The sequence below is a fragment of the Cohnella sp. genome, assembly GCF_041640265.1.
Taxonomy (GTDB): domain Bacteria; phylum Bacillota; class Bacilli; order Paenibacillales; family Paenibacillaceae; genus Cohnella.
The window spans coordinates 87079-104106 of record NZ_JBEQAP010000004.1 but is presented as its reverse complement, the minus strand read 5'-3'; the positions used below and the strand labels follow the sequence as shown (position 1 = coordinate 104106).

The window sequence follows — 17028 nt, the reverse complement described above, 5'->3', positions numbered from 1 at the left end:
GGGGTTAGAACAAGCCCTCAGCCCTCAGGCGAGGCTGCCTCCGTTACCGGCGATGGCTCAGGGGTTTCACCCGGCGGTGCAAGCGTAAGTTGAAGAGTCCACTTCCCATCGACTTTAACGGCTTTCTGACCGGTCACATATCCTTGGCCTTCCACGGTGCAGACGACCTGCAGCAAGGAGCACATTTCAAGAGCATCTCTCAGCGAGAGACCCTTCAGACTGGGTACATTTCCGCTTTTGGTATCCGTCAGCAAATAAATTTGCTGAGAGGTTGGAAGTACGCTGCCCGCCTTCGGCAGCTGTTGGAGCACTTTGCCTCCGCTGCCTAGTACACCTACCGGGAAGGAATGCTGCTGCAGCTGCTTCTTCGCTTGCGCCACGGTCATGCCGGTTACATCCGGGATTGTAGCAGTCACATCAGCATCACCGCTCTGAGAAGAGGCGGCAGAAGCATTAATCGCAGTCGGAATCGTGTCGGGTAAATCTTTACGAATGCCAAGATGAAGCAATGACTGCTCCATAATTTTCTTGAATATCGGGGCAGCGACGGAGCCTCCGCCCGCACGCTCAATTTGCGGCTCATCTACGATTACCAGCAGAACGATCTTCGGATTTTCCACAGGCGCGTAACCGATGAAGGATACGACATATTTGTCCTCGGAATAACCCGTTCCAATAACCTTTTGCGCTGTTCCTGTCTTACCCGCAATTCGATAACCGGGAATATACGCGTTTTTCCCCGTACCGATGACTTGATCGCTGACCACCTGCTCGAGATATTCGCCGACCTTCCGCGAAGTCGCTTCAGAGATGACCTGTCTTATTACTTCAGGCTCAACAACCTCTTTCTGACCTGTTGCGGGATCTGAAATCGACTTGACTACGTGCGGCTTCATAAGCTTCCCGCCATTCGCGACAGCCGCCACCGCAGTAACCTGCTGGATCGGGGTAACGAGAACCTTACCTTGGCCAAAAGCGGCCGTAGCGACCTCGGACGGATAATTCAGGCTAAAGGTTTTGGATACTTCGTTCGGAAGATCGATACCCGTCTTCTGCCCGAAACCGAAATCATTGATATACTTTACTAATTTCTCTTTACCAAGCATCTCGAATCCCAGCTTAACGAAAGCCACATTACTAGAATGCTTAAGACCATCCAGGTAGGAAATTTCGCCCCAGCCCGTCCAGTTATGATCTCTGACAGGCCTATCCTTCTCGGTGTATTTAATGGAGCCGGATTTGTAGAAATCGTCCGGGTTGAAGTACCCTTCCTCGACTGCGCTGGCTAAAGTCACGATCTTGAAGGTAGACCCCGGCTCATATAAGGATTGAATTGCGTTATCACGGAAGGAATTCTGATCCTCCGTTTCCCAATATACATTTGGATTATAGTCCGGCAAGCTGGCCATACCCAGAATTTCCATCGTATCCGGATCGGCAGCGATTGCCGTGATACTAACCGGGTCATATTCTATATACGCCGCTCTTAGCGCTTCCTCGATGTAGAACTGTATGTCCCTGTCGATCGTCAAAGTCACATTTTTGCCGTCTACCGCTTGTTTTGCTTCCACTTCTCCGTTCGGCAACTGCGTTCGGATACCATCTTTTTGATACTTAATGAATCCTGGTATACCGCTCAGCTGATCGTCCAGCCTCTTCTCTAGTCCATAGATTGCATCACCCTCTTTGTTCTGATAACCCAGAATATGAGACGCGAGTGAACCATTAGGATAATAGCGTTTCTGTTCATCCATGAAATAGAGGCCAACGTTTTTTGTACCAGTCAGCGTGCGGAGCTCCTCGCGAAAGAGATCAAGCCTGTCTTTGACCATCTTATCGATCTTCCATCCATCCGGCCGGATCTCTCGTTGATCCCGATAGGTCCCGTCTTCCTTCTTGGATGTAATCATCTCGCGCAGCTTGACTTCGGAAGTTCCTAATACCGAATGAAGCTTAGCAACGATTTGATCCGCAAGCTTCCATTCGGGATGTTCTTTATCTAAATCAGCTATACGCTTCGGACCGACCGCAACTGTATAAGCCGCAGCATCGGCGGCCAGCACCTTGCCGTCACGATCGAGCAGCATTCCTCTTTCCTGAGGAATGGTTTCACTCGTGATCCAGGTGTCCATAGCGTGCTGCAGATAGACATCACCTTTATAGATCTGCACCCAATAAACGCGAAAGATTAAACCGGCAAAAAGGAGGGTGATTAGCCCTCCCATCAGCAATGTCCGAAGCTTAATTCTTTTTGTCATAACCATAGCAAAGCCCTCTTCATTCCCGATCAGCCCTTAGGCTTCATAGCCACTACGGTTTGATCGATTTTGGAAGTTACAGTAATCCCGCCTGGTATCGGCACCATTCCGGCTTTAATCGCCATGTCTTTAATGCGTTTCGGATCGCTGAGGCGCTCCACTTCGCGTTGAAGCTCATTTATTTGCTCTGTCGTTTGTCCAACGTTTTTATTCGTTGTTTGAATTTGTCCATTGATTTGATAGATTTCCGCATAACGAAAAATAATAAAGCCTGCTATAAACACGACAACGGCGATCGTAAACAAATATAATAGCTTTTCTCCGATTGGAATTGAGCGGCGGCGAATCGCTTTGCTTTTTTGCGTTGTTTGTTGTTGTCTGACTCTCTCTTCGGGTGCGCGCTCCGGGCGAAGCGCCAAGTTGCCGTAATAAGCCATGTGTGGACTGTTCCCCTTTCGAATCTATCTATTTAGGTCTCGGGTTATCAGAGCTTCTCTGCAATTCTTAGCTTTGATGAACGAGCGCGAGGATTAACCTCTAATTCTTCTTCCGAAGGCAAAATCGGCTTGCGCGGTGTCAGCTTCAGACGACCCTCGCCGCCGCCGCATACGCATAACGGGAAGTCCGTCGGACAGCTGCAGCTTGCAACTTCCTTAGTGAAGGCCAGCTTACATATCCGATCCTCTAACGAATGGAACGTAATGACCGCTATACGGCCTCCTGGACTTAAGCAGTCAATGGATTGCTCCAACGCTTCACGAAAAGCTCCAAGCTCATCATTCACCGCAATTCTCAGCGCTTGAAAGGAGCGCTTCGCGGGATGCGGACCCGTGCGGCGAGTTGCTGCAGGAATCGACACTTTTATTAATTCCGCTAGCTCGCCAGTCTTCTCGATCGGCGATTTCTCGCGTGCTTTGACAATATTCGCGGCAATTTTGCGAGCGAATTTCTCTTCGCCGTAATCGCGAAGGATATTCGCTATTTCTCGCTCTTCCCACTCGTTCACAATTTCTTTGGCAGTCAGTGATTCATCGCGATCCATTCGCATATCGAGCTCTGCGTCTTGGTTGTAGCTGAAGCCGCGTTCGGCTTCGTCCAGCTGCGGACTAGATACCCCTAGGTCGAACAAGATGCCATCCACTTGGGGGATGCCGTCCTTTTCCGGTACTCCGGCTTCCCGGAGCGCCAGCTTCAGATACCGGAAATTGCTTTTCACCAAGGTTACGACTTCACTGTAAGCCGCTAATCGTATGCGCGCGTTGGTAAGAGCGGCTTCATCCTGATCCAAGGCAATCAATCGACCCTGCGGGCCGAGTTGCGAAGCTATAAGCTCGCTATGTCCCGCCCCCCCTAAGGTACAATCGACGTAAATCCCGTCTGGACGAATGTTCAGGCCTTTAACTGACTCTTCTTTCAACACGGTTACATGGTGAAACATAATTGCTGCCTCCCGGTACCCGACAAGGGGTCCGTCTTTCTTTTTTATGTATTTGGCAATAAGTTGTTAGCATTCTAGAAGTTAAAATCAAAGTCGACCAGCTTTTCGGCAATTTCGTTAAAGGAGTCGGCGGATTGCCGGGAATATTCCTCCCAGGTTGCCTTATCCCAAATCTCTACTCTGCTGGAAACTCCAATAACGGTGCATTCCTTATCTAGCTTAGCGTACTCGCGCAAGTGATTCGGCACATTTACCCTTCCCTGTTTGTCCCATTCGCATTCGGAAGCGCCCGAGAAGAGGAGCCGTGAGAAAGCTCTGGCATTGGCCGCCATGGAAGGCAGGCTCTTAACCTTCTGTTCAAGTGAAGCCCATTCCTGGCGTGGATAGACGAATAAACAATTGTCCAATCCGCGGGTGACGATGAAATCAGTGCCGAGAGCGTCGCGGAATTTCGCCGGAATAATAATTCTTCCCTTATCATCGATGCTATGCTGAAATTCGCCTAAAAACATACGCTCTCTTCACCTCCCCCATCTTTCACCACTTTACACCACTTTGAACCACTTATGATGATTATTCGCGCCATAAAATAAAAATCCTGCTTCGAGAGCAGGATTTTTGAAAATATATTTTACGAGATTAACGATCCTCGTCTTTGGTTTGTTGCTCTTTAACGTCCGATAGAGGTTCGGGGTCGGCGTTGCTGTCCGCTTCTGGAATTTCCGTAGACACTCCTTGGGAGCCCGACTGTTGGTTATTCCATGACTTCCTGGTCTCCTCTGCGTTTTTGCGGCGTGTATTCTGACGTCGGCGAACGAGGAAATAAACCGGAATTCCGATGACGGACAAAACAATCAGCACTGGCAGCATGGCTGCGACAACAACTAGCAGACCCTCGCCGAATTGTCTCAAAACCTTGGTGCTTCCCGAGATCGCATCAGAGATACGTTCTGCGAAGGCTTTTCCCTCATCCTCTTCCATGGATAAAGGCTCTATGCCCGAAGCTTGATATAATCTCAGGTTAATCGTGGAGAACGCCACATTCTGGTCCAGGTATCGCATGCGGCCTTTGATTTGCTCAATTTCCTGCTGCACATTGCCTAGTTCATTGGAGAATCGGACGAGATCATCTGATTTGGTGGCTTTATCCATGAAAGCGAGGAGTCTTTCTTCTACGGTTTGCTTCGCTTTCAGACGGGCCTCCAGGTCTACGAACTCTTCTGTAACATCGCTGCCTTCCACCTCGCGATCGAGCTTGAGGTTTTTAATCTTTTGTAATTTCTCTAGAAATGGAGAAAAGCCATTGGAAGGAACTTTGATGACATAGGTCGCTCCGACTTCGTCGGTATTCCGGCTATCCGAAAACTGAAGGACATACGCACCGCTTAGGTGAATCAGGTTTACCAATTCCTCTTCGGCTGGGGCGAATTCCTTAACCTTCATAACCAGATTGGCGCGATAGATCACTTTGCGGTCAAAGCCCGCATTGGCGTCCGCAATCGGGCCAATCCCTCCTCCACCGACGTTTGTGTCGCTTGCGGCCGATGCTTTCGGTGCTACAGCTGCCGCTTCACTTTGAGCCGAAGTCACTTGGACTTCAGTGGAGCCGAATTGATCATTTACCGAGAAACTAGTGGAATCAGCTTTACCCTTCGCATCTTGCGCAGCCGGAGCTGCCGCCTCATTCTCTACAGACCCAGAATTACTATCGTTGCTTCCACTGCAAGCCGTCAATCCAATGAGCAACAATAACACCGCCAACAACAAACTGCCGTTTCGAATTCCCATATTCCAAATCCCCCTCATCCAGATCGCCCCTTCTTAGGTTTCTGAACACATAGACGAGAGGAGTTAGGGAAATGTTACCTGAGTTGAAAATATTACCTAAAGCTGAACCGGATGGCCAGCCACAATCCTTTCGATTTCGGATCTTTCAGCCGGATTTTATAGTTATCCATTTTCCTGTTGCGCTCTCTGACAATATTGTGGCACTCTATCGATATCACGCAATAACGGAGTGGCAAAGAATGCCCCGCTTCCTTTCTAAATCGGAAAGGAGTCGGGGTTTTGTGTTTTTTAAAACGAATATGGAGAGGCGAGTGATCAGGCAATGGGTTTTGAGATCGAACACGATAAATGGATAGGTGATCATCTTCGGCGAAGAAGAGGGGAACGACTAGATGCTCTGAAACGCGGCCATGGGTTCGGAAATCGATTGTTCGCTGAGCAAATCCGGTGGCAGCTTGTCGGACATTTCCATGGATTGCATCCTGAATATGAAGTGAAGGACTGGCGAGGGAGATCCTACTTTGTAGATTTCATGTGGATTGTTGGAGCTATACATATTGTATTTGAGATTATGGACTTTGGCTCTCACGGCACGGATCGAACCAAGTATCGGATGGATTTGAACCGGGGACTTTTTCTTCAAGCTCAGGACTGTACGGTCTTCTACATCTCTTTGGATGAGTTAAAAGAGAACCCCTCGTTCATTCTCTCCGCATTGCGGAACATCTTGTTCCCTTATCTGTCTGCTAAGAGTGGAACCAAAAGAATGGTAGAGAAACGCTATTCAAAAATCGAACGAGACTTGATGCGAGCGGCCATTCGCCATAATCGTGCTATTCGCCCATCCGAAGCTGCAAGGGAGTTGGAACTACATATTATGACTGTCATCAAGCACTGCCGCATGCTCGTCGATAAAGGGAAATTTCGGGCTGTGGCCAGAGGAGTGTCCCAGCGAGTCAACTACTATGAATATGTGGGCTCTATCCAAAGTCCGGATTTGGTTTGAGTACTGTTTCCGTTTCGATGCTTGGAATTATATATGAAAAATCATATAGAAAATTCCCTGGGCTGGCTAAAGTGAAAAATATATGTGAAAAATCGTATATAATTTGTCCTTTTGCATGAATCCCGCCAATTATGTTCGAAAAATCGTATATATCAGTGGACAGCACATTGGATTTACTTCTTACTCTCCCGCAAACTCCCTTCGTCGGCTCATACAGCAAAAAAGACACAACCCGTTCCCGGTCGTGCCCTTCTTGTGCTTCGCTGCCCAAAACCTTAGGGACAGCCTCGCCAAGCCATGTTTATCGATTTAATCTAGACTTACTTAATGAGAAGCCCAGCTATCCAAGTAAGATTTCTGCTCTTCGGTTAAGGTATCAATAGTGATACCCATGGACTCCAGCTTCGTACGGGCGACTAGCTCGTCGAGCTCGAACGGCACATTAACAACCTTGCTGCCCATGCTCACGTAGTTCTCGTTCACATAACGAAGGGCCATCGCTTGCAATGCGAATGTCATATCCATGATTTCAGCCGGATGTCCGTCGCCAGCTGCAAGGTTAACTAGGCGGCCTTCGGCAAGCACATAGATCTTGCGGCCATCCTTCAACTGATACTCTTCGATATTGCGGCGCACAACTCTTTTGGAAACCGACATCGCTGCCAGCTCAACCAGATTAACCTCGATATCGAAGTGTCCAGCATTGGATAATATCGCTCCGTCTTTCATGTTCGCAATATGCTCACCGCGAATGACATCTTTATTGCCTGTAACCGTTACGTAGAAATCCCCTACTCGCGCAGCTTCGGCCATCGACATCACTGCAAAGCCGTCCATATAAGCTTCTACCGCACGAATCGCATCAATCTCGGTCACGACAACGTTCGCACCAAGTCCCTTAGCACGCATCGCTACGCCTTTACCGCACCAGCCATAGCCGTTAACTACCACTGTCTTACCCGCTACGACGAGGTTAGTCGTCCGGTTGATTCCATCCCATACGGATTGACCGGTACCGTAACGGTTATCGAACAAGTATTTGCAATAGGCATCATTAACGGCAACCATTGGGAACTTCAGCGATCCGTCTTTCTCCATTGCTTTGAGACGAAGAATTCCAGTCGTGGTCTCCTCTGCACCGCCGCGAACTTTAGCGAGCAGCTCCTTGCGCTCGGAATGAAGGATTGAAACCAAGTCTCCGCCATCATCGATGATGAGATCCGGCTCTGTATCCAGTGTTTTGACCATCAGGTCCTTATATTCTTGCGGATCCGGATTGTATTTCGCGAATACCGCAATTCCATCCTCAACAAGCGCGGCACAAACATCATCCTGTGTGGAAAGCGGGTTGCTGCCCGTAATTACGACTTCAGCTCCGCCAGCTTGCACGACTTTGGCTAAGTAAGCTGTTTTGGCTTCCAAGTGAAGCGATATCGCTACACGCAGCCCTTTGAACGGTTGATCCTTTTCGAATTGCTCGCGGATCTTGTTAAGCACGGGCATATGCGCTTGTACCCAATCGATTTTAAGTTTACCTTCCGGTGCTAACGATGGATCACGGACTATGCTTTTCAAAGATGTTCTCATGAAATGATTCCTCCAGATTCTATTCTATAAGTCGGTAAACTTCTTACTAAGCGTTGCCCGCTCACGGCGTCATAAGGTACTTCCAGCCATTGCGACAGCCAATCTGAGCCATAACGGTTCCAGAAATGCACAATCCCGTATACCCTCTCCTGCGGCTTATCCAGCGGTGAAAGTGATAAGTGGATACGATCCCACTGCTGAAGCGATGCCTCATTCTGCTTGGCAAGAGCGTCTATAGAGCGGGCTTCCAAGTAAGCGATCTGCTCCAGTATCTTACCCCGATTCGTTTCTGCCAACGGGGCAAGCCCAGGCTGCATATTCGAAACGGTATCTAAGATTGGTGCATACAAGTCCATGAACTGCTGTTTCGCAAGCGAAAACTTATCCTCGAGATCCCACTTATCCTGAGCCAGCAGCCACTGCATTTTCCTTTGTTCCCACTCGCTTAAGGCTTCTTCAGGGGTTAGACAAAACTTCTCTAGCAGCTTCCATATATTATGCTCCAAATAGGTGAATGATTGCCGCGGAATCAAGATTGGCATAGACCTGCCGAATTCCTTGAATGAAGGACCCAGTATACCCCAGTACGCGAGCTCAGAAGGTCCTAATACTGCACCAAGTACAGGAAGCAAGTAATCCTGCATTAAGGGACGTGTCAACGCATTCGTGCTTAAAAGATCCGGTGAAGAGGCTGTTGCCTTCAACATTTCCTCATAAGAAAGAGTAACATTACCTTTCCGATCTACAAATGCATCCTGCTCTTTATAAAGAAGAAGTCTGCCTTGTTCATGCTGCAGAAATAAATTCGCGCTGCCCGGCGTTATCTCGGCTTGAAGCTTGAAGCCCCTGTCCGCGACTTGGATTTCTCCAGCCTTTAATGCCGATTCCAGCGCGTCGTTTCTCTGGATAAGCTCTCTGAACATGGGGCCTTCCAGCGCTCGCAGGTTAGGATCATCCGCGTCTAATAGAATAAGCCCTTGATTTCCGAACCAATCAGCAAGCAAACGAGCAAACGCCAGACTAAGAGTAGGAGCGTCCTTTATATGACTCTGGAGACGTTCCAGAATAGCGGGTTTGAACTCGCTATCCGGTAACTGAGAGGCCAGCTCTTGCAATGCAAACTCCCATTGCTGCGTTGTTATCGAAGTTCTGCTAACAGCTAATCGTGGCCCTTCCGGACGTTCGACCCTAATTCGCCTAACGCCGTCCGCAGCGGTTTGTACGTTCACATGATTCGCCTCGTCGAAATCATGATCTTCTCCCGCAATCCAGAAGACCGGGACGACAGGTCTGCCTAATTGCTTCTCTGCATGGCGCGCGGCTTGAATAACGGATATGGCCTTATAATAAATAAGCATTGCTCCACCGAACAAGCCAGCCTGCTGTCCTCCAACAACAACTAAAGAGCTGGATAGCTCGAGCTTATCTAGAGAAGCCTCAGCCTCTGAATAATAGGGGAGCTTTGACTGATATTTTCTAAGCGCACCTGCCACTTGGCGAAGGTTTGCTCGCTGTGAAGCTGATTCGTCCAGTTGTAACGCTCTTTTAACCCAATCCTCACTCTTTGAGGGATGGCTGCCGAACAATTCACTCACTTCAGAGTCTCCTGAACGGTAACGTTCCGCCATCGAAGAAGGGTCGGAATCAATAAGGGATATAATGTCCAAAGGGAAGGTTCCCCCCGATCTATCGTATTGCCATCAAAATTGATTTTACACAACAGAGTAAAGCGAGTCAAAAGGGCTTCACATCCCCGGAGCATTAGAACTCCGCAAATAATACTTTCTATAGGTTTTTATTCATACCCGTTGGAAATATAATTTCCATGGACATCAGAAGGATATAGAAAATAGCCATTGCGAAGAAGGACAGCCTCCACACCGCCCTAATCAGCTTAGACGTATCGAGCTTCCCCTTCATTCTATTCTGGGCGTTACCAATCAAACCTCCACCGATAAGGAGTAATAAAATAATAAAAAACAGACCAAAATTCGTATCCAACCGACTATTCAGGAGAGTGGCCACACACCCGATCAAGAATGCATTGGTCACATCCATAGCCAACCGAATGGCTTTCTTCCGGTCACCGCCCCTAGTTGCAGAAACGACATATACGAGAAGAAATGGAACAATGGGTACGACGGCCAAAACCGCGTATGCATGCACTAGCGATTCCCATATGGAGCTCATTTGTTACCTCTCCCCTAATTTAATGGGCGGCTTTGACGAGGGCCATAACGGCTTGGTTCCATGGCGCTTCTATACCTTGTCGGATCGCCATCCGACAAATCGCCCCATTAATAAATTCAATCTCTGTTTCTTTATGTAAGTTTATATCTTGCAGCATAGAAGACTCATTGCTGTATGTCGTATGACATACCCTTAACACAGTTTCCCATAGTTTAGATTCGTCCTTTAAGCCATAATGGCTTAAAATTCCGAATGTTTCATGAAACAAGGCTTGCATCAATCGCTTGCGATCGGCAGTTTCGGTAAGCTCTCCGTTGCGAATCCGCAGAATAGCGGTAAGAGGATTGATGACCGCATTGATCAGCAGCTTCCGCAAAACCACATCTTCCAACTGTTTCGACAATAAAACGGAAAATCCTGCCTGCTTCAGCAATTGCTCCACTTGCAATAATGCTTCATTGGCGATATCGCCGTCTATATGGCTATTTCCCGATATTTCTGCATCGCCGTCCGGAAACCACTCTCCTAATCGGATTTCTCCTTCCCCCGTATGACGAACAATTACCTCGCTTATTCGTAAAGCGCCTTCAGTCGTAACTGCAGTAATTAATCTCCTCCCAGGCAAAGCCTGCCGTAATAGCTCCACATGGCCAATTCCGTTTTGAAAGAGTACAAGAGTACCGTTAAACGGAATAATGTAAGCAAGCTTCTGCAGAAAATCAGGAGTAAGCGCCGTTTGCTTGACGGTAAGCAGTATAGGTCCATTCTCGAATTTCGATAAGACTTCCGTCAATGAAGCTGCTTTTACGGTAACCTTAGCTAAGGTCTCTCCAGAAGGATCCTGAATCGTGAGTCCTTCGTGATTCAGTAGGGAGGCCTGATGAAGGGTTTTGGTCCATAACTCGCAATTACATCCGGCAGCCGTTAGTCTTCCTGCCAGCAGCAACCCAAGAGATCCTCCACCTAGTACAGCAATTGCAGCCATAACGATCCACTTCCTATGCTTACTTTTTCTTACCACCATACCAAAGCAAAACCCGCGAGGAAAGTCCCGCGGGTTTTGTTTACCATCATTTAGTTCAGTCGTTATTAATTCTTTCAAGATTTCCGTTTGCGTCCATCTTGAACCTAGCACGATCCTCGTCTACTTCCTCTGACAAAAAAGCGAGTCTGCGTGCACGGTCCATAATGCGAATGAGCGATTTATAATCATCATTCACGACCCGATAATCGGTTTGAACCTCATTAACCTCTTTAGATAGACGTTCGTTTACCTCGCGTAATTCGCTTAGTTTGTCGTCCTTGTCTTTCAAATCCTTCTCTAAATGACGAATTTGTCTGCTCATTTCCTGAACGGTACCCTTCCACTGGCGCAAATATCGAATGATTGCTTCCAATGACATGGACTCCGCGGACAAAAGCTCGGCTTTCCCGTTATCGCTTTCATCAACGGTCAAGCGGTCCGTGCCTGAAATCGTGGAAATACCTTGCTTTTTCAAATAATTACGTTTCTGGCGCTGTTGTTTAGCCATGCCAATAGCTTCATCGTATTTTTTGCGAACAAAGCTATTCCATCGGAAACCACATGCAGCAGAAGTCCGGGCAATTCGCTGCCCAACTTCCTCAAAAGCGGCCAATTGGGTACTGCCTTCGCGGATGTGGCGCAGTGTAACCTCCGCCAATATCAAATCATCATCCGGACTCCATGCGTCTTGTCTCACAGCCGTCATGGGTGCCCTTCCCTCCTCGAGATTCACATATATTTTGTTGCTTTCTTCATTTCTATGCCCGCAGTAGAATTCATAGAATCTATCGGATACTTCTATTTATATCCATTTTTCGAATCACTATACCTTTGGGCAGTAAATAGGCAACACTAAATCCTAGATACATACCTTCTTAATGAAAAGGGAACACTAGGATATGCAGCAAAAAGTTTGCCGTTTCGTCACTACTTATTGGGTTTACACACATTTGTCCAAACGGTATAATATGCTTTAGAAATCAGCGTATAGAATACGACCGAACGTGACGATAGATGTGCATTTGTTCGATCGCATCGGAGAGAGGGGATCTTTACATGGCGCGTATGTTTCGTGTGCTCGGCTTCTGGACACTAGTTATTGCCCTAATGGCATTTGCAGGAGATATGTATGAATTTGCACTGTTGTTCTTCATGCAAACAGCTGTTTTCTTTCTGCTCGGCTATCTGAACTTCTCCGAACGTACATATCTAATGATGTTCTGGGGATATATGGTACTTGCGTTCCTTGGGTTCACTTATTGGACCGTATTCGAAATGGGTATGCCGGTATAAACCGCACCCCACCCGGATACAAAGCTTCACCACTAACATAATCTATAACACGAAGAGGCTGATCATACGTCTATGAAGACGGAATGGCAGCCTCTTATAGTTTCATCCGTTAAACGTTTTTATGGAAAATCTGAACCTTGAAGAGCTCACTCATTCCATCTGAGAGAAGCAGCTGGCGAATAGCCCGGTTCCGACGAACAAGCGGATGAAAGGGATCCGTGAGCGTGTGCGAGCTTAACTTGTTTAAAATCCCCGACTCTACTAGGAACTTCTTTTGCGTCCCGTAAAACAGCTCCTTACAGCCGCGGTCCAAAGCGCTTCGCCGAATATGACTGAAGTTCACATGTGCCGTTATATCCTGCTCTCCTGGAAATACATACGGATCGTTATGGGCTCTGTGCTTGTAATAACATAATAAAGTACCATCCATGCGATGAGAAGCGATTAGCTCCTCCCTCTCGTCCCCGTAATCTATAAGCACCATAATAGCTTGATTCAATCGTTTCACAATGTTTGTTAACCACTGCGCCGCATCCAGATTCACTTCGATAGTCTGATTATTTAGCAGAGTGATGCCTTCCTCATTAATCCAATCCACTAGACGAGGATTCGTCGGCTCCATCACACAGGGAATGAACCTTAGCTTCTCTTCGTCCCAAGTGACACCCCACTCCAGCAAGCGCCCCGCCCTCTGAACCAATCTATAGACCGGAAATGCGTCAAGCAGCTCGTTCGCAACAATAACTACAGGATGATCGCTTAGAGTTAAGGCTTCTCCCTCCTCGCGGTTTAGAACGCGCGCCTTACCGGCTAGAATGTAAGGTTTCAAATGCTCTGAGGCTAAGCGACGGTGTTCGGGATTCTCGTCAATAATCGTTAAAATAAAACGCCTCCGCATATCGCTTGAAAGACCTTCGGACTCGTCCTCCTTCTCCCATGACTCCAGCAGCTGCCGTCCCAAACGACCTGTGCCGCCGCCCCAGTCGATGACTTCAATAGATTCCGCGTCGGCGAATCGTTCTTTGGCAAGCCGTTTTATCTCCGATGCCAGCTGCTCACCCATTAAATCACCGACGTAAGCACTTGTGTAGAAGTCTCCTTCACGCCCAACCCTTGAAGCTCCGGCCCGATAATAACCAAATTCGGGATGATAGAGACAAAGCATCATATACTGATGAAAGGGGATTGCGGACAGCTCTTTACCGCTATCCGTTCTCCCTATTTCTAAACTATCTGATATCCTATCCCTAATGATTATAGAAAGAGGCGATTCTGTTTCTAACGGTTCCACCAGTTACACACCTTTCGCAGGCTCTGTTGTCATATTATAATAACATAGGATCGAATGAACGTACGGAATGATGGCGCGACCAACCTGTGGTACGAAGGCGTACTTAATCGGAGCGCATCGCAAAAAGGGGGGATATCGATGCGTCGTCTGGCAGGAGCTTTTCTAATAGCTTCCATATTGCTGTTATTCTTATCCCGTGCCGGCGCGACATTGCCGGTATTCGCCGAGCCTCTTCCGGAAGAGACGAGAAGATTGCTGGAGAAAAGCTTGTCCGTGGTCGAGCTCGACCGTGAAATCGAGAGAATATCAAGTCTAAAGAGTGATACTCAGACTGCCATCCAGAAAAGTCAAAACAGACTGGCGGAACAAGAAATCGCGATCGCCGTCCAAAGAGAACAGGCGGGGCGTGTGCTGCGGTCTTATTATATGGGGTACAAAGACTTCTGGTTATCCTCCCTATTATCCGTATCTTCTCTGCCTGATCTCCTTCGAGTGTGGGACGTGATGGATATGATTGTCGAAGCAGATAATCAAATAATGGATCGATATAAAGACGAATACAAGAAGCTAAACAAAGGTTACGAGCAATTAAAGAAAGACAAAGATGAGCTAATCGCGGTTGGAAACCAGCTCATAGCTCAACGTGAACGGATTATTGCCTTACAGAATGAGTTAGATGAAGCCCTTGCCGCAAGCGGCGACGAACAAATGCTGCTTCGTTTAATGGAGGAGCTGCAAGCTTATTGGAAAAGTGTTGGATTATATGAGGTGAAGCAGCATTTCAAAGCACTTGCCAGTGCGATGACTAACCTGCCGAGCTTTGTAAAGGAAACTCCCGGAATCATTCAATCAAGCGGTTTAAAGACAAAGCTGACGATCTCAGATGACCAATTAAACGAATTTCTGCGAAAAGAAGACAATCGATTCGATGATTTTTCCTTTACCTTCGACGATGGCCTCTTAACGATGGAAGGAGCCAATGGAGGTATGGAGGTAAAAATCCAAGGCCGATACAAGGTTGAAGATGAGCCCGAGAATGCGTTGCGGTTTCATGTGGATACATTGATATTTAATGGATTAGCCTTGCCTGATACGACTAGAGCCGAGCTGGAACGTGAATTCGACTTAGGCTTCTATCCGCAGAAGCTGATTAAATATGTGAAAGCCCAAAGCGTATCACTAGAGGATGGGTATTTAGTCGTTCAATTGAAGATTGGCAATTGACTCCGTCCATCGCTTGTTCCAATCGAGTAATGTGATGTCCCCCATTGCGAAGCTGTTCCAGATAACGCCAAGCTCCTTTAACCGTTCCGGAAGCTTTGGTTCCTTAATAAGCGAGGCTTGATTCGGGAAGGATTTCCCGTCTCTGCCTGGCAGAAGATTGGATAATTGCCTATCACTATCGTAAAGTGAACGGTAGACGGGAAGTTTATTCAGCTCCTCCATATTCTGCAATTGAATCGAAATGTCCGTCATTTCGGCAATCCAAGTACGTGCAGCATCCCCCGCCTCTGAATGGGAAGAAATAGCGAAGCTGCTCCCGCGCGGCCACACATGTGGAAGCTTCCAGGCGTGGTGATCCAGCTCAAGCTTTGCATCTGACGAAAGGCGCGGTTCTGCCGCCATTGCAGCTGCTATGGAATAAGGGATTACAGCTGCCAGCGTTTCTCTATCCTGCAGCAATCGACTTGCTTCTTCTGCAGTCTGCGCCAAAGTAATACCGCTTCTATGTTGCTCCAGTAAGGATAACGCTTGTTCGAATAGGGTCCCCTCCCAAGGTCGGTTGCCGCCGCTCCAGATCCCATCGCTGCGCTCATCCGATACGCTCTCCAGCCAGGCTAGCAGCGTTAATGGATCGCTTGGATGGAGCGTCAGCCATGAAGGGGTTCCCTGTAATTCAGAGCTTCTTATCGCTAGAGCGCTCCATTGTTCAATCGTTAACGGGAGCGCGGCATCCTCTCCAAGCCATTCGTGTAACCATTCCGTATTCCATACGAGTACGAATGGATCCATGGAGCGAGGAACGCCCCATAAGTAGCCGTTCCATTTCAGCGGAGATGTCAAAGCATCGAATTGCTCAGCAAGAGCTTTGCCAACGAATGCTGCATCTGCAGGCAATAGATACCCCGATGCAGCGAATTCCTTCACCCATTCGTTAGCTAGCAGCATGATATCCGGTGAATCGCCCAGCTGCGAAGATTGGTGAAAAATCCGATAGGCTTGATTAGGGTCAATCCTTATCAATTCAACCGTTATATCGGGATGCCTAAGTGTAAAAGCTTCATTCTGACCGGCCAGCACACTGAATTCAGCCTCCTCCAGACCAACCTCCACCGTTAGCAGAGAGAGCTCTTGCATCTTAACCGGCTGTACGGTTGCAAGTGCTTCAGCTTCGGGTTCGGGGACAATCGGAGAGACAGGAGAAGGTGCTTTCGCCCAAGGAGATAATATCAGGATCATTACACAAAGCATTAGGAATACTAGGGCCGATTTATGACGGTCCACAGCCTTCACCTTTTTCATCGTTTACGTTATAAGTACTTTATTTATGATAACAGGACAAAGGCAACCTGTCTCTCTTTTTTAGAAAGCGCTTTATCGGTTATTCTATTTAAAAGACAAGTAATGAAGAGAGGCTGAGCTTTTATGAAACTTGCAAAGATGATTGGCTTGGATATGCATCTGCCTGCGGGTAAGCTTCCCGGATTTTATGCTCAAATCATTAAAGGGATCGCACAGAATGCTCCTCTCTATGGTCGATACAAGGAGCTTCTTATCTTTAAATCAGAAGATCAAATACCCCAAGCCCTCAAGGTACTTGAGCATTATCGCGTCCCTTCTGAACGTTGCGACTTACTCCTCCTTCCCCCTGAAGGCTTAGAGCAGGATGACTTATTTGATGATTATGCAATCATTACCCGAAATGAAAATATCTTCGTCGATCTCGCTTTGGTTGCTCTGTTTACAATTCATGCAACAAAGCCGGATGCGGAACCCGCCCCGGCTTTGCTGCAGCTTAAGGAACATATGATCGGAAATATAAGCTCGAATAACGTTACGATGCACTTAATCGATCGGCAGCTTAAGGAGCTTGCTGATCGGATTGCCAAAGCATATAGCTGCGATGTCGAGTGGCATTATTGAGCAATCGTT

Annotated in this window: 16 protein-coding genes; 4 read left to right on the top strand and 12 right to left on the bottom strand. The window is 47.7% G+C overall.

Translation table 11 applies throughout. The features are described from left to right. Positions 1 to 17: 17 nt before the first annotated feature. From ACESLK_RS04785 to ACESLK_RS04765, 5 genes are all read right to left on the bottom strand, one after another. A complete protein-coding gene (locus ACESLK_RS04785; RefSeq protein WP_372663032.1) occupies positions 18 to 2264 on the bottom strand; it encodes a penicillin-binding transpeptidase domain-containing protein in 2247 nt (748 codons plus the stop codon). A gap of 23 nt (positions 2265 to 2287) precedes the next feature. Beyond that, positions 2288 to 2695: a cell division protein FtsL gene (gene ftsL, locus ACESLK_RS04780; RefSeq protein ID WP_372663030.1), complete on the bottom strand. Its 408-nt coding sequence runs from the start codon at positions 2693 to 2695 to the stop codon at positions 2288 to 2290. Between the two features lie 47 nt (positions 2696 to 2742). After that, positions 2743 to 3696: a 16S rRNA (cytosine(1402)-N(4))-methyltransferase RsmH gene (rsmH, locus tag ACESLK_RS04775; RefSeq protein ID WP_372663028.1), complete on the bottom strand. Its 954-nt coding sequence runs from the start codon at positions 3694 to 3696 to the stop codon at positions 2743 to 2745. 74 nt (positions 3697 to 3770) lie between these two features. After that, positions 3771 to 4208 carry a division/cell wall cluster transcriptional repressor MraZ gene (mraZ, locus tag ACESLK_RS04770; protein WP_372663026.1) on the bottom strand — a complete coding sequence of 146 codons (438 nt, stop codon included), beginning with the start codon at positions 4206 to 4208 and terminating at the stop codon, positions 3771 to 3773. Between the two features lie 127 nt (positions 4209 to 4335). Then, positions 4336 to 5484, bottom strand: coding sequence for a DUF4349 domain-containing protein (locus tag ACESLK_RS04765; protein ID WP_372663023.1), 1149 nt, complete (start codon positions 5482 to 5484; stop codon positions 4336 to 4338). Positions 5485 to 5806: 322 nt separating this feature from the next. Here ACESLK_RS04765 and ACESLK_RS04760 point away from each other — a divergent pair, with 322 nt between their 5' ends. Then, a complete protein-coding gene (locus tag ACESLK_RS04760) occupies positions 5807 to 6490 on the top strand; it encodes a hypothetical protein (protein ID WP_372663020.1) in 684 nt (227 codons plus the stop codon). Between the two features lie 324 nt (positions 6491 to 6814). Here ACESLK_RS04760 and ACESLK_RS04755 read toward each other — a convergent pair whose 3' ends face one another. The 5 genes from ACESLK_RS04755 to ACESLK_RS04735 form a co-directional block, all read right to left on the bottom strand. After that, a complete protein-coding gene (locus tag ACESLK_RS04755) occupies positions 6815 to 8077 on the bottom strand; it encodes an adenosylhomocysteinase (RefSeq protein WP_372663017.1) in 1263 nt (420 codons plus the stop codon). Beyond that, positions 8074 to 9744, bottom strand: coding sequence for a bacillithiol biosynthesis cysteine-adding enzyme BshC (bshC, locus tag ACESLK_RS04750; RefSeq protein WP_372663014.1), 1671 nt, complete (start codon positions 9742 to 9744; stop codon positions 8074 to 8076). The genes ACESLK_RS04755 and bshC overlap by 4 nt, the downstream gene beginning before the upstream one ends. 118 nt (positions 9745 to 9862) lie before the next feature. Beyond that, positions 9863 to 10267 carry a DUF3397 domain-containing protein gene (locus ACESLK_RS04745; RefSeq protein ID WP_372663011.1) on the bottom strand — a complete coding sequence of 135 codons (405 nt, stop codon included), beginning with the start codon at positions 10265 to 10267 and terminating at the stop codon, positions 9863 to 9865. A 19-nt stretch (positions 10268 to 10286) separates the two neighbouring features. Beyond that, positions 10287 to 11291, bottom strand: coding sequence for a ketopantoate reductase family protein (locus ACESLK_RS04740; protein WP_372663008.1), 1005 nt, complete (start codon positions 11289 to 11291; stop codon positions 10287 to 10289). A gap of 55 nt (positions 11292 to 11346) precedes the next feature. Further along, positions 11347 to 11997, bottom strand: a complete 651-nt coding sequence (locus tag ACESLK_RS04735; protein ID WP_372663005.1) for an RsfA family transcriptional regulator — start codon at positions 11995 to 11997, stop codon at positions 11347 to 11349. Positions 11998 to 12347: 350 nt separating this feature from the next. On the opposite strand from ACESLK_RS04735, the gene ACESLK_RS04730 reads away from it, so the two are divergent. After that, on the top strand, positions 12348 to 12584 hold the full coding sequence (locus tag ACESLK_RS04730; RefSeq protein ID WP_372663003.1) for a DUF2626 family protein: 237 nt from the start codon (positions 12348 to 12350) through the stop codon (positions 12582 to 12584). Positions 12585 to 12693: 109 nt separating this feature from the next. On the opposite strand, the gene ACESLK_RS04725 is transcribed toward ACESLK_RS04730, so the two are convergent. Next, positions 12694 to 13875, bottom strand: coding sequence for a class I SAM-dependent methyltransferase (locus ACESLK_RS04725; protein WP_372663001.1), 1182 nt, complete (start codon positions 13873 to 13875; stop codon positions 12694 to 12696). Between the two features lie 54 nt (positions 13876 to 13929). Between ACESLK_RS04725 and ACESLK_RS04720 the strand changes: the two genes are divergently transcribed. Next, on the top strand, positions 13930 to 15099 hold the full coding sequence (locus ACESLK_RS04720; RefSeq protein ID WP_372662998.1) for a coiled-coil domain-containing protein: 1170 nt from the start codon (positions 13930 to 13932) through the stop codon (positions 15097 to 15099). Here ACESLK_RS04720 and ACESLK_RS04715 read toward each other — a convergent pair. Beyond that, positions 15070 to 16398 carry an extracellular solute-binding protein gene (locus tag ACESLK_RS04715; protein WP_372662995.1) on the bottom strand — a complete coding sequence of 443 codons (1329 nt, stop codon included), beginning with the start codon at positions 16396 to 16398 and terminating at the stop codon, positions 15070 to 15072. The two genes, ACESLK_RS04720 and ACESLK_RS04715, sit on opposite strands and share 30 nt — an antisense overlap. 123 nt (positions 16399 to 16521) lie before the next feature. Here ACESLK_RS04715 and ACESLK_RS04710 point away from each other — a divergent pair, with 123 nt between their 5' ends. Next, positions 16522 to 17019, top strand: a complete 498-nt coding sequence (locus ACESLK_RS04710) for a hypothetical protein (RefSeq protein WP_372662993.1) — start codon at positions 16522 to 16524, stop codon at positions 17017 to 17019. Positions 17020 to 17028 lie beyond the last annotated feature (9 nt).

What these genes read in the sequence shown, in the direction of transcription:
- ACESLK_RS04720 (WP_372662998.1), top strand. Translation starts at nt 13,930, where the DNA reads ATGAACGTACGGAATGATGGCGCGACCAACCTGTGGTACGAAGGCGTA.
- ACESLK_RS04735 (WP_372663005.1), bottom strand. Translation starts at nt 11,997, where the DNA reads ATGACGGCTGTGAGACAAGACGCATGGAGTCCGGATGATGATTTGATA.
- ACESLK_RS04715 (WP_372662995.1), bottom strand. Translation starts at nt 16,398, where the DNA reads ATGAAAAAGGTGAAGGCTGTGGACCGTCATAAATCGGCCCTAGTATTC.
- ACESLK_RS04740 (WP_372663008.1), bottom strand. Translation starts at nt 11,291, where the DNA reads ATGGTGGTAAGAAAAAGTAAGCATAGGAAGTGGATCGTTATGGCTGCA.
- ACESLK_RS04745 (WP_372663011.1), bottom strand. Translation starts at nt 10,267, where the DNA reads ATGAGCTCCATATGGGAATCGCTAGTGCATGCATACGCGGTTTTGGCC.
- ACESLK_RS04765 (WP_372663023.1), bottom strand. Translation starts at nt 5,484, where the DNA reads ATGGGAATTCGAAACGGCAGTTTGTTGTTGGCGGTGTTATTGTTGCTC.
- ACESLK_RS04785 (WP_372663032.1), bottom strand. Translation starts at nt 2,264, where the DNA reads ATGGTTATGACAAAAAGAATTAAGCTTCGGACATTGCTGATGGGAGGG.
- ACESLK_RS04730 (WP_372663003.1), top strand. Translation starts at nt 12,348, where the DNA reads ATGGCGCGTATGTTTCGTGTGCTCGGCTTCTGGACACTAGTTATTGCC.
- mraZ (WP_372663026.1), bottom strand. Translation starts at nt 4,208, where the DNA reads ATGTTTTTAGGCGAATTTCAGCATAGCATCGATGATAAGGGAAGAATT.
- ACESLK_RS04755 (WP_372663017.1), bottom strand. Translation starts at nt 8,077, where the DNA reads ATGAGAACATCTTTGAAAAGCATAGTCCGTGATCCATCGTTAGCACCG.
- rsmH (WP_372663028.1), bottom strand. Translation starts at nt 3,696, where the DNA reads ATGTTTCACCATGTAACCGTGTTGAAAGAAGAGTCAGTTAAAGGCCTG.
- ftsL (WP_372663030.1), bottom strand. Translation starts at nt 2,695, where the DNA reads ATGGCTTATTACGGCAACTTGGCGCTTCGCCCGGAGCGCGCACCCGAA.
- ACESLK_RS04710 (WP_372662993.1), top strand. Translation starts at nt 16,522, where the DNA reads ATGAAACTTGCAAAGATGATTGGCTTGGATATGCATCTGCCTGCGGGT.
- ACESLK_RS04760 (WP_372663020.1), top strand. Translation starts at nt 5,807, where the DNA reads ATGGGTTTTGAGATCGAACACGATAAATGGATAGGTGATCATCTTCGG.